We start from the raw sequence: 12,633 nt of genomic DNA, 5'->3' as shown, positions 1-12,633 counted from the left end.
ATCGTACCTCTCTTCGGTGCCAGCATTGCTTTCAAGTGCGGACATCATTGCAAGTGGCTCTATGGCGGCGTGAAAAGTCCCGTGATATGCAGGCGCTGTATCGGCGGCTGGAAACGGGCTGGCTAGTTGAGATGGCGGGCGAGGTCCAATGTTGCCGGGGTGGGTTCGCTGGCGTAACGTGTCAGGCCTCAGACATACACATCAATAGGGGGATTCTGGCTGCGATCAATATCGGCGCTACTGGTTTTCGGCTTCAACTCTGCGCGCATCTGGTCCAGCAGCTTCTGCTTGTCCTCCGGACTCATGGCCTCGAGCGCTTCCTTGCTGATGCCCCGCGAATTCATCCACGACCATTGCCGTTTTTCCGCAGATGACATGTTCATGTAATCGTTCAGTTCCTGCAACGGATCACTGTTGACTGTGCTGTTCTCCAGCGTGGTTTCGGAGGTGACCACGCTGCTGGCGCTTGGTGTTTCCTGCGATGATTCTTCGCTGGCCTGAGCGCCCAGTTCCAGCGCTTTTTCCTGACTGTTCTCAGCGCGGCTGCGATAAGCCGCCACAGCCCCAAGTGATGTGGCGTTGGTGAATGGACTGATACTCACGCACGTCTCCCCGACTTCTTGTTATTGGCTGATCGCACACACGATGCGTCAGCCTCCCATCATAGTCAGCAGCACGTGTCGGCAAAGGCGGGAACAGAACGGAAATTGACGGCTTGTTTTCGTATATGGACGTCGAGGCCACCCAGGCGGCCTGGATGTGGGTATTTTCTTCATTGCGTTGTCAGGCCCAGAAAGTCTATCTGTTGCCCAGTATGGTCTTATGCCTATATTATGAGAATAATTCTCGTTCATAATAATTCATATCTTCGTATCATGATGCTTTCAACAATGCATGTTCTTTACAGCGACCATCGCGGATGGTTGCTTGCATGGCTGCGTAAAAAAATTGGATGCCCGGAACATGCTGCAGATTTAACGCAAGATACCTTTTTGCGTGCTTTGCTCAAGCCGGATGACAGTATGCGCGAACCGCGTGCCTACTTGTTCACGATCGCGCGAGGCTTGCTGATTGATCACTGGCGCAAGGAGGAATTGCAGCGCGCATGGCTTGACACCATGCGGTATATGCCTGAACTCATTGTGCCTTCGGTGGAGAGCCGTCAATTAGTGCTGGAGTTGCTGGAAGAGATCGCGCGCATGCTTGACGGCTTAAAGCCAAAAGTGCGTACCGCTTTTCTGCTGGCGCAGCTGGAAGGCATGTCTTATGGCGCTATTGCAGAGCAGATGCATGTTTCGCAGCGTACGGTTGAAAGGTATATGGCAGAGGCCTTTCATCATTGTTATGAATTGCGCTATGGCTCAGCGAGTGAGTGGTGATGTCTGATACTTGCTCGGAGATTGATGCCTCTATTGTGCGCCAGGCCATCGATTGGCTGGTCAAGGTACAGTCGAAGACAACCGATATGTCTGTGCAGCAGGGTTGCCAGTTGTGGCGAAATGAACACCCTGATCATGAACGGGCATGGCAGCGTGTATGCCAGATGGGCGGCGACCTTTCTGCCAGTGCATTGCACGAGCATGATCGCGACATCGCCAATAAAGTACTGCAGCTGGCCATGCACCGGATACAGCGCCGTCGCACACTCAAGCTGCTCGGCCTTACGTTTATTGCAGGTAGCAGTGCACTTCTCGCACATCAAGTATTGCCCTGGCAGAACTGGTCGGCCGATTATCGTACAGCCACCGGGCAACGCCGCATCTTGCGTCTGGCGGATGGTACGGTTCTGATCCTGAATACGGATACGGCGGTGGATATACGTTTCAGTCCGCAGGAGCGGCTGATTGTGCTTGTGCATGGTGAAATTCTGGTGACGAGCGGGCATGGGGAATTATCCGATGCGCCTCTGCGAGTCAGTACACGCCAGGCCATGCTTCAGGCATTGGGGACGCGCTTTGTGGTTCGCCAGGAGCCGGATGTGGTCCAGGTGAGCGTGGAAGAAAGTGCGGTGGCTATTCGGACAAGCGATGGCGCGCAGACATCCGTCATTGCCTATGCGGGTGATCATTATCGTATAAGTCATGGTGACGGCATCGTTCGCGCTGCCTTGGCGATGGAGCCTGCGGCTTGGGCAGATGGCCTGCTTAGCGTAAACAACATGCGCCTGACTGACTTCATCAACGAACTCTCGCGTTATCGCTCAGGCTATTTGCGATGCGCAGCGGAGGTGGCAGAGTTGCGGCTGTCTGGCGTGTTTCAACTTGACGATATCGACAATCTGTTAAAACTGCTACAGCGAAAATTACCCGTTCGCATTGCTTATGTCACCCGTTGGTGGGTGACGGTTCTGCCCGCTTGATACGGTGATCTTGTGCATGAGGTAGCTCGGCTTGGCGGTACCTTCATCTTTTATTTCTAAAAAAATGTCGGGTTTTGGGCCTTTGTTCGGCTTGGTTGATGAAGCGTTTCTCATAACGCACGAATCACATGACAAAGGGGAACCCATGAAAACACATCGTTTGCCAATACGTTTTAGCGAAGACTTCCGCAAGCGTCTGATTGCCTGTCAAATCGGATGGCTGTGCAGTGCGGGCTTGTTGCTGCCACAGTCCGCCTGGTCTGCCGAGTCTGGCCAGACGGCCAGTCGTTATTACCATATCCCCGCAGGACCATTGGCGCCCGCGCTTAACCAGTTTGTTAGGCAGGCGGGTGCTACTCTACTTTTTACTCCCGATCAGGTGCAGTCATTGACGACAACAGGGCTTGATGGACGCTACTCGGTGGCGGAAGGGCTGGCCGTTTTGCTCAAGGGAAGTGACTTGGTGGCGCAATCCGGGGTGGAGGGCTATACCCTGGAGCGTGTTTCGCATGCGGCTGGAGATCTTGCCAGTCATGACGAGTCCGTGACCCAGTTACCTGAGGTTGCCGTGCAGGCGCAGGCTGAACAGGAGACTGCTTCGACGCCAGTAAAGGGCTATGTGGCAAAGCGCGGAATTACCGCAACGAAAACCGATACCGCCCTTCTCGAAACCCCACAGTCGATTTCGGTGATTACCCGGGATGAGCTTGATATGCGGAATGTACAGCGCGATGGAGATGCCTTGCGCTATACCGCCGGTGTATTCAGCGAAAACTATGGTAACGATGTTCGCCCGACATATGATGTGGGCACGATTCGTGGCTTTGATCCTTCCACAACGGGAATGTATCGGGATGGATTGCGAGAAACAAATGGATTATGGAGCCGTATGTCGACCGATATTTACAACATTGAGCGCATGGAGGTGCTTAAAGGCCCTTCGTCCGTGTTGTATGGGCAGAGCGAGCCCGCCGGTGTCATCAACAAAGTCACCAAAAAGCCGACGGAAGTACCCATGAAACAGATTGATCTGCAGATAGGGAATTATGATCGCTATCAGGGTGGCTTTGATGTGGGTGGTCCCGTAGATGACGATGGCAAGGTGCTATACCGGGTTGTCGGCCTGGTGCGCAATAGTGACTCGCAATATAAATATGACAATGATCATCGGAGCCAGGATAGCCGGGAATTGTTGGCGCCTTCGCTGACCATCAAGCCCTCTGAAAAAACCACATTGACATTGCAAGCCGAGTATCTGCATGTCAAAACGGGCGTGCCGTTTACTGTTGGCACCGCTACTACGACCAGCAATATCATGCTTGGCGATTACACTTACGACAAAAATGAGCGCAAGCAATACAGCATGGGGTATTTGTTTGAGCATGTATTAAACGATGCATGGACACTGCGGCAGAATTTCCGTGTGAATCGTGTCGACTTTCAATATGCCCGCATGGGTATGAGCAGTTTGTCTGGCAGCATCCTGTCCCGCAGCAAGAGTCTGATTGATGAGCAGCTGCAAGGGGTGGCGGTAGATAACCAGGCTCAGTTCAAGTTTAATACTGGCTCTATAGGGCATACCGCCTTATTTGGTTTTGATTTTCAGCGCTCGGCTTACACTGTGCGGGATGGCGACGCTGTCGATAATGCCGATGTTCTTGATCTGAGTAATCCCGAATATGGAAAATCGATTGCGGATCCGGCCTTGACTACCAAGAACCGCCAGGCTTTGCGGCAGAGTGGTCTGTATGTTCAGGATCAGATCAAACTGGATGACCACTGGGTGATCACCTTGAGCGGGCGCAAGGACTGGGCCAGGGCCGATACTGGAAACAAGATCGCCCAGACGGCTTATGATCAGAATGACACCGATTTTACCTATCGCACTGGACTGGCCTATGTCTTTGATAATGGCCTGGCACCTTACATCAGCCATTCCACATCATTCAATCCGGCGGTAGGTGTTGCCGCGAGTGGGCGGGCACTTAAGCCGACAACGGGCAAACAAAATGAGGTCGGCATAAGATATATGCCGGCAGGTACCAGCAATATCTACACCTTATCCTTGTTTGATCTTACCCAGCAGAATGTGACCGCCTATGATGCATTCTTTAATGCTTACCAGACGGGGGAAATCCAGTCTCGGGGCATTGAAATGGAAATCAAGACCAGGCTGGCCGAAAACCTGAACATGATTGCTGCGTTGACGTATTCGAATGTTGAAATTACCAAGACCAATGGTTTGGGCAAGAAGGGAGATAGCCCACCGTATGTTCCCGAAAAGGGCGCCTCCGTATGGATGGATTACAAGCTGGCGTCTGGCTGGTTGTCAGGAGTGAGCGTGGGTGGCGGTGTACGTTATGTCGGTCATAGTAATGGGGGCGATCCGTTCACCCCCAGTTATGAATATGAAAACGAGTCACGCACCTTGTTTGATGCTGCCATCAACTATCGCTATAACCAGCATTGGCAATTTGCCGTGAACTCGAACAACCTATTTAACAAGCAATACACGATTTGTGCCTATGGGTCGTGTACGCAAGGCTATGACAGGACTGTCATAGCGTCGGCCAGATATAACTTTTGATGGTATGGCGGCTATTCCGGCAAACTGAAAATGCTGGATGGTTAACTATTGGGGATTGGAATTCTGGCCAGGATGCATTAGCGTTGGTCAACGGGATTGAGCTGCAGCTTCAATCCCGTTTTTTGAGGCGAATAACGCACGACTCCGTGGGCACGCTAAACACCAATGCCGCGTGCCATCAGCACCGCCAGCAAGGGAATAATCAACAGCAGCAGCATTTCAAGCCGGATGACCATGATGATGCTTTTGGGCACGCTGATACTGGCCGCCGTGCTGTTTCGATGACGCAACAGGAACAGCGTTGGGTGGATGGACAGCAGGCCGATCAGCACGAACAGCGTGACCTTGGCATGAAACACCGGATTCGCCATGTAAAACGCCGAAGGCTTGCCGACGGCAAACGCGAGCAACAAGCCCGTCACCAGAATCACGCCAGCAGATATGCCGTAAATCAGATCAATCAGGGCGACCTTCCTCAACGCCGCGCTGGACATGTCGGCCTTGAGCTGCACGTGCTCGACCATCAGGGATGAAGCGAGGACCAGAATGCCGATGAAATGCAGGTATTTGACGATGACGTAACTCATAAGGCTTCTTTCTCTGATAGTCAGGTAATAAATTAAGGTCTGTTTTCGGTGACAGCGGGGATTAATCGCCACACATGTTCTTGCGCCGGAATGCGCCCTTTGAAGCCGCCGGCGACCTCGGGGTTTTCTAAAAGGTGAAGCGCGTAGTGCGACTGATAATGCTGTTTTACCTCGGCATCGTCCACGGAAAACGGTGGGCCGGATAATTGCGACTGTTCGTAAACGTAACAGATGAGGAGTTGCGGCGCGGTGTGGCTGACGCTTATGAGATGCGCGGTGTATTTCTCCCGGAGCTGCGCGGGCAGAGCCACCAGGGCCGCACGGTCATAAATGGCATCCACCTGGCCCAGCATGTCTGCCGTGAGATCAAAAATATCCCCGACAAAAATATCGATATGCCTTGCACGGTAGTGTTTGAGTTGGCCCCTCTGCGTGATTTCCGGGGTGAGATTTAGCTCGGCAAATAATTGCGTGACAGCAAGCTCACTCAGCTCGGCCCCAGCCACGCGGAAGCCCTGGCTCAATAGCCAGTGAATATCCAGTGTTTTGCCACAGAGCGGGATAAAGACGCGCGAGTGCGGGCCGAGCCGCAGGCTGGGAAGATGATTCACCAGCAAGGCATTGGCGCTTGCTTCATGAAAGCCGATCTCATTTTTTTCCCAGCGCTGGTGCCAGAAGTTGGCTTCCATTGCGATTCCTTTGCTTTTGGGCTTGGTGAAATGACCGCTTGATCAGGCCTTTTTAACAAATTCCGATTTCAGTTTCATGGCACCCACGCCATCAATCTTGCAGTCGATATTGTGATCGCTGTCGACCAGGCGGATGTTCTTGACCTTGGTGCCGACCTTGACCACCAGTGACGAACCTTTGACTTTCAGGTCCTTGATCACGGTAACGGTATCGCCATCTGCCAGCAGATTGCCATTGGCATCATGCACGACCAGGCCATCGGCCGCCGCCGGGGCGGCATCGCCGGGCGTCCATTCATGGCCGCATTCCGGGCAGACCAGCATGTTGCGGTCTTCATAGCCGTAGATGGAATTGCATTGGGGACAGGGAGGAATTTGACTCATGGTTGATCTCTTATCGTTTTGATTTTATGGTGTTAATGGTGTGTGGCAGTTGGGGCATGGACAGGGATGGCGCGGCACAACCGCCATCCCTGTTACGAACATGCCTACATATTCACATAGTTCGGCCCGCCGCCGCCTTCCGGCGTCACCCACACGATATTCTGCGTCGGGTCCTTGATGTCGCAGGCTTTGCAATGGATGCAATTGGCGGCATTGATTTGCAGGCGCGGGTCACTATCGGCCTCGACGATCTCGTATACGCCGGCCGGGCAGTAGCGTTGTTCCGGGGCGTCGTATTGGGCGAGGTTGACGGTGATGGGCACCGAAGCATCTTTCAGCGTCAGGTGAACTGGCTGGTCTTCATCGTGCTGCACGTTAGAGAGGAAAATGGACGACAGGCGATCAAAGGTCAGCACGCCGTCGGGTTTCGGGTAGGCGATGCGCGTGGCCTGGTCTTTGGTTTGCAGGCATTCGTTGTCGGCCTTGCCGTGCTTGAGTGTCCATGGCGTGCGAATGCCGGCGCGGGCGAGCCACATTTCAACGCCGCCATAAGCCGAGCCGAGCAGGCTGCCAAAGCGCGAGAGGGCAGGTTTGACATTGCGCACGGCGTCGAGGTCTTGCCAGATCCAGGAGGCGCGCAGTTTTTCCTGATAGCTGCTGAGAATGTCGTGCGAGCGTTCGCTGCCCAGGGCTTCAAATACGGCTTCGGCGGCCAGCATGCCGGATTTCATGGCATTGTGGCTACCCTTGATGCGGGGCACGTTGACCAGGCCTGCGGCGCAACCAATCAGCGCGCCACCCGGGAACACCAGCGTAGGCAGCGATTGCAGGCCACCTTCGTTGATGGTGCGTGCGCCATAGCTGATGCGCTTGGCGCCTGCCAGCATGGGAGCGATTTTCGGGTGCGTCTTGAAGCGCTGGAATTCCTCAAACGGGCTCAGGTACGGGTTGCTGTAATTCAGATGCACCACATAGCCGATGGCGGCGATATTGTCTTCCAGATGATAGATGAATGCACCGCCGCCAGTGTCGTTGTCCAATGGCCAGCCTTGTGCGTGCATCACCAGCCCGGCCTTGTGCTGACTGGGGTCAAGCTGCCACAGCTCCTTGAAGCCGATGCCATACTTTTGCGGCTCGGCGGTATCGCGCAGCTGGAATTGCTGCTCCAGCTTGCGGGTGAGCGAGCCACGGGTACCTTCGGCAATCAGGGTGTAATGGGCATGCAACTCCATGCCGGGCGCGAAGCCAGGCTTTTCGGTGCCATCACGTGCCACGCCCATGTCACCGGTAACGACGCCCTTGAGGGCGCCGGATTCGTCATACAGGAGATCGTAGCCGGTAAAGCCAGGATAAATTTCCACGCCCAGCGCTTCGGCCTGCTCGCCCAGCCAGCGCGTGAGGTTGCCCAGGCTGATGATGTAATTGCCGTGGTTGCTCATGAGTGGCGGCAACAGTTTTTCCGGGATGGTAAAGCCGCCTTTTTCCGTCAGGAACAGAAAGTGATCTTCGGTGACCGGGGTGTGCAAGGGCGCACCCAGGGCTTTCCAGTCGGGAAAGAGTTCATTCAATGCGATGGGGTCGATGACCGCGCCCGAGAGAATATGGGCGCCCACTTCGCTGCCTTTTTCCAGGATGCAGATACTGATTTCGCGTTCTTCTTCGGCGGCGAGCTGCTTGAGTCGGATGGCGGCAGAGAGCCCGGCCGGGCCGGCGCCAACAATCAGTACATCGTAATTCATGACATCGCGTTGCATGGGTGGTCTTTCAGTTAAATCAATATGCTATTTGATAATGGGTAAGGCAATCTGGTCACTGCGCCCGGCATCCACGGTAAACGCCCGGCAGTAATCCAGAAAGGCGCGGATGCTGGCGGTGAGGTACTTTTTGCGGTGCCAGACAAACATGAACTGGCGGCGCAGATCCAGCTCGGGCATCTCAATCGGCACCAAGCTGCCGCGCCGGAAGGCATCGCGCAGCGCCAGACGCGAGATGCAGCCTATGCCCAGGCCGGATTCCACCGCGCGTTTGATGGCTTCGGTGTGTTCCAGCGTCAGGCGTATTTTAAGCCTAGATTGATGATGGCGCATCGCATGGTCGAAAGTTTCGCGGGTGCCGGAGCCGACTTCGCGCAAAATCCAGGTCTCTTCCAGCAGGTCTTCCAGGCTGACGCCGGGCTTGTGGGCGAGGGGGTGGTCAGGTGCGCAGAACACCACCAGTTCGTCATCCAGCCAGGGCTCCACGGCAAGGTCGGGGTGCTGGCAATTGCCCTCAATCAGCCCCAGATCGAGGTCGTAATTGGCAACTTGCTGCAAAATTGCATTGGTATTTTGCACGTGCAGCTCAATTTGGCACTCATCATGTTGTTTCATAAAGGAACCGATGAGCAGAGTTGCGATATAATTGCCGATTGTCAATGTGGCGCCCACCCTGAGCAGACCCAGTGTGGTCTTGCCTTGCAGAACATGCTCGATTTCCGACGCCTGATCCAGCAATGCGGCCGCCATCGGCAAGAGGCTACGACCCAGATCGTTCAGCTTGAGCAATTTGCCAAGACGATCAAAGAACTGGCAATCAAACTGGCGCTCCAACTCGGCCAAGGCCGTGCTGGCAGCCGATTGCGACAGCGATAGCGCCTCCGCCGCCCGGGAGACATTCTCCAGGCGCGCGATGGCGACAAATACTTCCAGTTGTCTCAGGGTATAGCGCATATAGGTTTTGCAGATATAGATTATTAATATAATCAATTTAATAGATATTTTAGTGTCGTTTAAAATACACGGCAATACAGTCCGGGAGTGTGTGCATGAAAATTATGGTGGCAGTGAAGCACGTGGTGGATTACAACATCGTGCCTCGCGTCAAGCAGGATGGCTCCGACGTCGAGATCAGCGGCGTCAAGATGGGCATCAATCCGTTCGATGAAATCGCAGTGGAAGAAGCGCTACGCCTCAAGGAAAAAGGCATTGCCACGGAAATCGTGGCCGTGTCCATCGGCGCTGAAAACAGCAAGGACACCTTGCGCCACGCGCTGGCGATGGGGGTAGACCGTGCCGTGCTGGTGCAAGCCGAAGGCAAGCTGCAGCCGCTGGGCGTGGCCAAGCTGCTGAAGGCGGTGGCAGGTCGCGAGCAGCCTGACCTGATTCTGCTGGGCAAGCAGGCGATTGACGATGATGCCGGTCAGGCAGGCCAGATGCTGGCCGCTTTGCTGGGCGTGGGCCAAGGCTTGTTTGCCTCTGAAATCAAGGTCAATGGCAACGAAATCGAAGTGAACCGCGAAGTGGATGGCGGTACCGAAACCGTCGCCTTGCAACTGCCTGCCATTGTGACGGCAGATTTGCGCCTGAACGAGCCACGCTTTATCAAGCTGCCCAACATGATGATGGCCAAGAAAAAGCCGATTGACGTGATTGCAGGCACTGAGCTGGGCGTGGACTTTGCCTCGCACCTCAGCCTGCTGAATGTCGCCGAGCCTGCCCCACGCAAGCCTGGCGTGATCGTCAACAGTGTGGCTGAGTTGGTCGAAAAACTGCGTATTGAAAAGGTATTGGCATGAGCGTATTGATTTTGGCCGAACACGATGGCCAGCATATTAAGCAATCCACCCGGCAGGCCGTGACCGCGGCGGCGGCGTGGCAGCAACCCATTCACCTGCTGGTGGCCGGTGCCGATGTATCGGCCGTGGCTGCAGAAGCGGCCACTATTGCCGGTGTGGCCAAGGTAATCAAGGTGGAAGCACCGCACCTGGTGCACCTGCTGGCGGAAGATGTGGCGGCTGCTGTGCAACAGATCGCCGGTGAGTATCAGGTGATCGTGGCTGCGCACAGCACACTGGGCAAAGGCGTGCTGCCACGCGTGGCGGCCCTGCTGGATGTGGGCATGGTGTCGGACGTGGTCGAGATTCAGGCGCCTGCTACCTATGTGCGCCCGATCTATGCCGGCAATATTCTGGCAACCGTGCAAAGCAGCGATGCCGTGCAGGTAGTGACCGTACGCGCGACCTCGTTTGAGGCTGCTGCAAATGGTGCCAATGCGGAAATTACCAGCGCTGCTGCGCCGGCCGCATTTGGCAAGGTGCGCTGGGTGAGCGAACAACGCAACCTGTCGGATCGTCCTGAGCTGGCCACGGCAAACGTGGTGATTTCCGGTGGCCGTAGCCTGGGCGAGCAGTTCAACGCCTTGCTGGAGCCTGTGGCCCACAAGCTGAATGCCGCCATTGGTGCCACCCGCGCCTGCGTGGATGCCGGCTTTGCCCCCAACGACCTCCAGGTGGGGCAGACCGGTACCGTGGTTGCGCCTGAGCTATATATTGCGGTCGGTATTTCCGGCGCCATGCAGCATCTTGCTGGAATCAAGGATAGCAAGGTGATCGTCGCCATTAACCACGATCCCGATGCCCCGATCTTCAAGCATGCGGATTACGGCCTCGTGGCCGACCTGTTCAAGGCCCTGCCTGAACTCAATGCCGCCCTTGGCTGATCGTTAATCAATTAACCATTTGAAAGATAAAGAACTATGAGCGCGTTTAATACCGAAAAAGTGTTGTCGGTAAAGCATTGGAATGACAGTCTGTTTTCGTTCACCACCACGCGTGACGCTGGCCTGCGTTTTGAAAACGGCCAGTTCGTCATGATCGGCCTGCAAGTGGATGGCAAGCCGCTGATGCGTGCCTACAGTATCGCCAGCGCCAACTACGCCGAAGACCTCGAATTCTTCAGCATCAAGGTGCCGAATGGTCCGCTGACCTCGCGCCTGCAACACCTGAAAGTCGGCGATGATATTCTGGTTGGCCGCAAGCCTACCGGCACATTGCTGCTATCTGACCTCAAGCCTGGCAAGAACCTCTACCTGTTGTCCACCGGCACTGGTCTGGCTCCTTTCATCTGCCTGATCCAGGATCCAGAAATCTACGAAAAGTTTGAAAAAGTGATTCTGGTGCACGGTGTACGCCGTGTGAACGATCTGGCCTACGAAGACTTCATCACCAAAGAATTGCCCGAAAACGAATATTTCGGCGAGCAGGTGAAGAACCAGCTGATCTACTACCCCACCGTGACCCGCGAGCCTTTCCGCAACGAAGGCCGCCTGACCGACCTGATGGAAAACGGCAAGCTGTTTGCTGACATCGGTCTGCCACCGCTGAACCCGGAAACCGATCGCGCCATGCTGTGCGGCAGCCCGCAAATGCTGGAAGATACCTGCCGCATTCTGGATGCTGCTGGCTTGCAGGTTTCCAAGCGTATTGGCGATCTGGGCGATTACGTGATTGAGCGTGCATTTGCCGAGAAGTAAGCTGCAACAAGTACTGACTTCCGTGAGCTGGTAATCTCAGTAAGCGGACAAGAATAAAAAAAACAGGCCTTCAAGGCCTGTTTTTTTTATGTCTGCATTACTACTTAAATCACCGCTTAAAGATAGTGCCCCAGCTTGGTCCGCTTGGTTTGCAGGTATTCGGCGTTATTCTGGTTGGGGGTGATCAGCAGGGGTACGCGACGGCTGACGGAAATGCCCGCTGCCTGCAGGCGGGTGACTTTTTCAGGGTTATTGGTCAGCAGCTGGATGCGTTGCAGCCCCAGGTCGCGCAACATGGCGGCAGCCAGGTCGTAGCTGCGGGCATCAATCGGCAGGCCTTGTTCCAGATTGGCTTGTACCGTATCGCGGCCCTGGTCCTGCAGGGCATAAGCCTTGATTTTGTGGGCCAGCCCGATGCCGCGACCTTCGTGCCCACGCAGGTAGAGAATCACACCGCAGCCTGCTTTTGAAATGGTTTCTTGCGATTTGGCGAGCTGTTCGCCGCAATCACAACGCTTGGAACCCAGCACATCTCCAGTCAGGCATTCAGAGTGCAGACGCACCAGCACTTCTTCCTGGCCTGGCTTCAACTCGCCAGCAACAAGCGCCACCTGGTCTTGCAGGCCTTGCGGATCACTATCTGACCGATAGATATGTAAGGTGAAATCCCCATGCGAGGTGGGCATGCGGGAGGTGGCGATTTTCTTGACGGTTTGCATAATGAAAAAAGATGGGGGC

13 protein-coding genes are annotated in these 12,633 nt (G+C 55.0%); 6 read left to right on the top strand and 7 right to left on the bottom strand.

What is annotated here, in order from left to right:
* Nucleotides 1-188: 188 nt before the first annotated feature.
* Nucleotides 189-602: a hypothetical protein gene (locus LG203_RS07160; protein WP_230345148.1), complete on the bottom strand. Its 414-nt coding sequence runs from the start codon at nucleotides 600-602 to the stop codon at nucleotides 189-191.
* A gap of 231 nt (nucleotides 603-833) precedes the next feature.
* Here LG203_RS07160 and LG203_RS07155 point away from each other — a divergent pair, with 231 nt between their 5' ends.
* The 3 genes from LG203_RS07155 to LG203_RS07145 all read left to right on the top strand — a co-directional run bounded on the left by LG203_RS07155 (nucleotide 834) and on the right by LG203_RS07145 (nucleotide 4,946).
* A complete protein-coding gene (locus LG203_RS07155) occupies nucleotides 834-1,379 on the top strand; it encodes a sigma-70 family RNA polymerase sigma factor (RefSeq protein ID WP_230345147.1) in 546 nt (181 codons plus the stop codon).
* Nucleotides 1,379-2,359, top strand: a complete 981-nt coding sequence (locus LG203_RS07150; RefSeq protein ID WP_230345146.1) for a FecR domain-containing protein — start codon at nucleotides 1,379-1,381, stop codon at nucleotides 2,357-2,359. Before LG203_RS07155 ends, LG203_RS07150 begins: the two co-directional genes overlap by 1 nt.
* A gap of 145 nt (nucleotides 2,360-2,504) precedes the next feature.
* On the top strand, nucleotides 2,505-4,946 hold the full coding sequence (locus LG203_RS07145) for a TonB-dependent siderophore receptor (RefSeq protein WP_230345145.1): 2,442 nt from the start codon (nucleotides 2,505-2,507) through the stop codon (nucleotides 4,944-4,946).
* A gap of 155 nt (nucleotides 4,947-5,101) precedes the next feature.
* On the opposite strand, the gene LG203_RS07140 is transcribed toward LG203_RS07145, so the two are convergent.
* From LG203_RS07140 to LG203_RS07120, 5 genes are all read right to left on the bottom strand, one after another.
* On the bottom strand, nucleotides 5,102-5,533 hold the full coding sequence (locus LG203_RS07140; RefSeq protein WP_230345144.1) for a DUF2214 family protein: 432 nt from the start codon (nucleotides 5,531-5,533) through the stop codon (nucleotides 5,102-5,104).
* A gap of 32 nt (nucleotides 5,534-5,565) precedes the next feature.
* Nucleotides 5,566-6,222 (bottom strand): thiopurine S-methyltransferase, encoded by a 657-nt coding sequence (gene tmpT, locus LG203_RS07135; protein ID WP_230345143.1) that lies wholly within the window; start codon nucleotides 6,220-6,222, stop codon nucleotides 5,566-5,568.
* Nucleotides 6,223-6,264: 42 nt separating this feature from the next.
* Nucleotides 6,265-6,606 (bottom strand): zinc ribbon domain-containing protein YjdM, encoded by a 342-nt coding sequence (locus LG203_RS07130; RefSeq protein ID WP_230345142.1) that lies wholly within the window; start codon nucleotides 6,604-6,606, stop codon nucleotides 6,265-6,267.
* 104 nt (nucleotides 6,607-6,710) lie between these two features.
* Nucleotides 6,711-8,360, bottom strand: coding sequence for an electron transfer flavoprotein-ubiquinone oxidoreductase (locus tag LG203_RS07125; protein ID WP_230345141.1), 1,650 nt, complete (start codon nucleotides 8,358-8,360; stop codon nucleotides 6,711-6,713).
* 27 nt (nucleotides 8,361-8,387) lie between these two features.
* Nucleotides 8,388-9,314 carry a LysR family transcriptional regulator gene (locus LG203_RS07120; protein ID WP_230345140.1) on the bottom strand — a complete coding sequence of 309 codons (927 nt, stop codon included), beginning with the start codon at nucleotides 9,312-9,314 and terminating at the stop codon, nucleotides 8,388-8,390.
* A gap of 95 nt (nucleotides 9,315-9,409) precedes the next feature.
* Here LG203_RS07120 and LG203_RS07115 point away from each other — a divergent pair, with 95 nt between their 5' ends.
* Genes LG203_RS07115 through LG203_RS07105 form a run of 3 tightly spaced genes read left to right on the top strand, consistent with a single transcriptional unit; the run spans nucleotide 9,410 to nucleotide 11,895 of the window.
* Entirely contained in the window at nucleotides 9,410-10,159 is a 750-nt protein-coding gene (locus LG203_RS07115) for an electron transfer flavoprotein subunit beta/FixA family protein (RefSeq protein WP_013442719.1), read from the top strand.
* Entirely contained in the window at nucleotides 10,156-11,082 is a 927-nt protein-coding gene (locus LG203_RS07110) for an electron transfer flavoprotein subunit alpha/FixB family protein (protein ID WP_230345139.1), read from the top strand. The genes LG203_RS07115 and LG203_RS07110 overlap by 4 nt, the downstream gene beginning before the upstream one ends.
* Before the next feature lie 36 nt (nucleotides 11,083-11,118).
* A complete protein-coding gene (locus LG203_RS07105; RefSeq protein ID WP_159355295.1) occupies nucleotides 11,119-11,895 on the top strand; it encodes a ferredoxin--NADP reductase in 777 nt (258 codons plus the stop codon).
* A gap of 116 nt (nucleotides 11,896-12,011) precedes the next feature.
* Here the strand turns inward: LG203_RS07105 and ribA are convergent, their stop codons facing one another.
* On the bottom strand, nucleotides 12,012-12,614 hold the full coding sequence (gene ribA, locus LG203_RS07100) for a GTP cyclohydrolase II (RefSeq protein WP_230345138.1): 603 nt from the start codon (nucleotides 12,612-12,614) through the stop codon (nucleotides 12,012-12,014).
* Between the last annotated feature and the right edge of the window lie 19 nt (nucleotides 12,615-12,633).

It is taken from the genome of Methylovorus mays, from assembly GCF_020531915.1.
Taxonomy (GTDB): Bacteria; Pseudomonadota; Gammaproteobacteria; order Burkholderiales; family Methylophilaceae; genus Methylovorus; species Methylovorus mays.
This window is presented reverse-complemented; position numbering and strand designations above follow the sequence as displayed.

Excerpts from the sequence above, each read along its gene's own strand:
- LG203_RS07120 (WP_230345140.1), bottom strand. The coding sequence starts at position 9,314 with ATGCGCTATACCCTGAGACAACTGGAAGTATTTGTCGCCATCGCGCGC.
- LG203_RS07125 (WP_230345141.1), bottom strand. The coding sequence starts at position 8,360 with ATGCAACGCGATGTCATGAATTACGATGTACTGATTGTTGGCGCCGGC.
- LG203_RS07115 (WP_013442719.1), top strand. The coding sequence starts at position 9,410 with ATGAAAATTATGGTGGCAGTGAAGCACGTGGTGGATTACAACATCGTG.
- LG203_RS07110 (WP_230345139.1), top strand. The coding sequence starts at position 10,156 with ATGAGCGTATTGATTTTGGCCGAACACGATGGCCAGCATATTAAGCAA.
- LG203_RS07145 (WP_230345145.1), top strand. The coding sequence starts at position 2,505 with ATGAAAACACATCGTTTGCCAATACGTTTTAGCGAAGACTTCCGCAAG.
- LG203_RS07140 (WP_230345144.1), bottom strand. The coding sequence starts at position 5,533 with ATGAGTTACGTCATCGTCAAATACCTGCATTTCATCGGCATTCTGGTC.
- ribA (WP_230345138.1), bottom strand. The coding sequence starts at position 12,614 with ATGCAAACCGTCAAGAAAATCGCCACCTCCCGCATGCCCACCTCGCAT.
- tmpT (WP_230345143.1), bottom strand. The coding sequence starts at position 6,222 with ATGGAAGCCAACTTCTGGCACCAGCGCTGGGAAAAAAATGAGATCGGC.
- LG203_RS07155 (WP_230345147.1), top strand. The coding sequence starts at position 834 with ATGAGAATAATTCTCGTTCATAATAATTCATATCTTCGTATCATGATG.
- LG203_RS07105 (WP_159355295.1), top strand. The coding sequence starts at position 11,119 with ATGAGCGCGTTTAATACCGAAAAAGTGTTGTCGGTAAAGCATTGGAAT.
- LG203_RS07130 (WP_230345142.1), bottom strand. The coding sequence starts at position 6,606 with ATGAGTCAAATTCCTCCCTGTCCCCAATGCAATTCCATCTACGGCTAT.
- LG203_RS07150 (WP_230345146.1), top strand. The coding sequence starts at position 1,379 with ATGTCTGATACTTGCTCGGAGATTGATGCCTCTATTGTGCGCCAGGCC.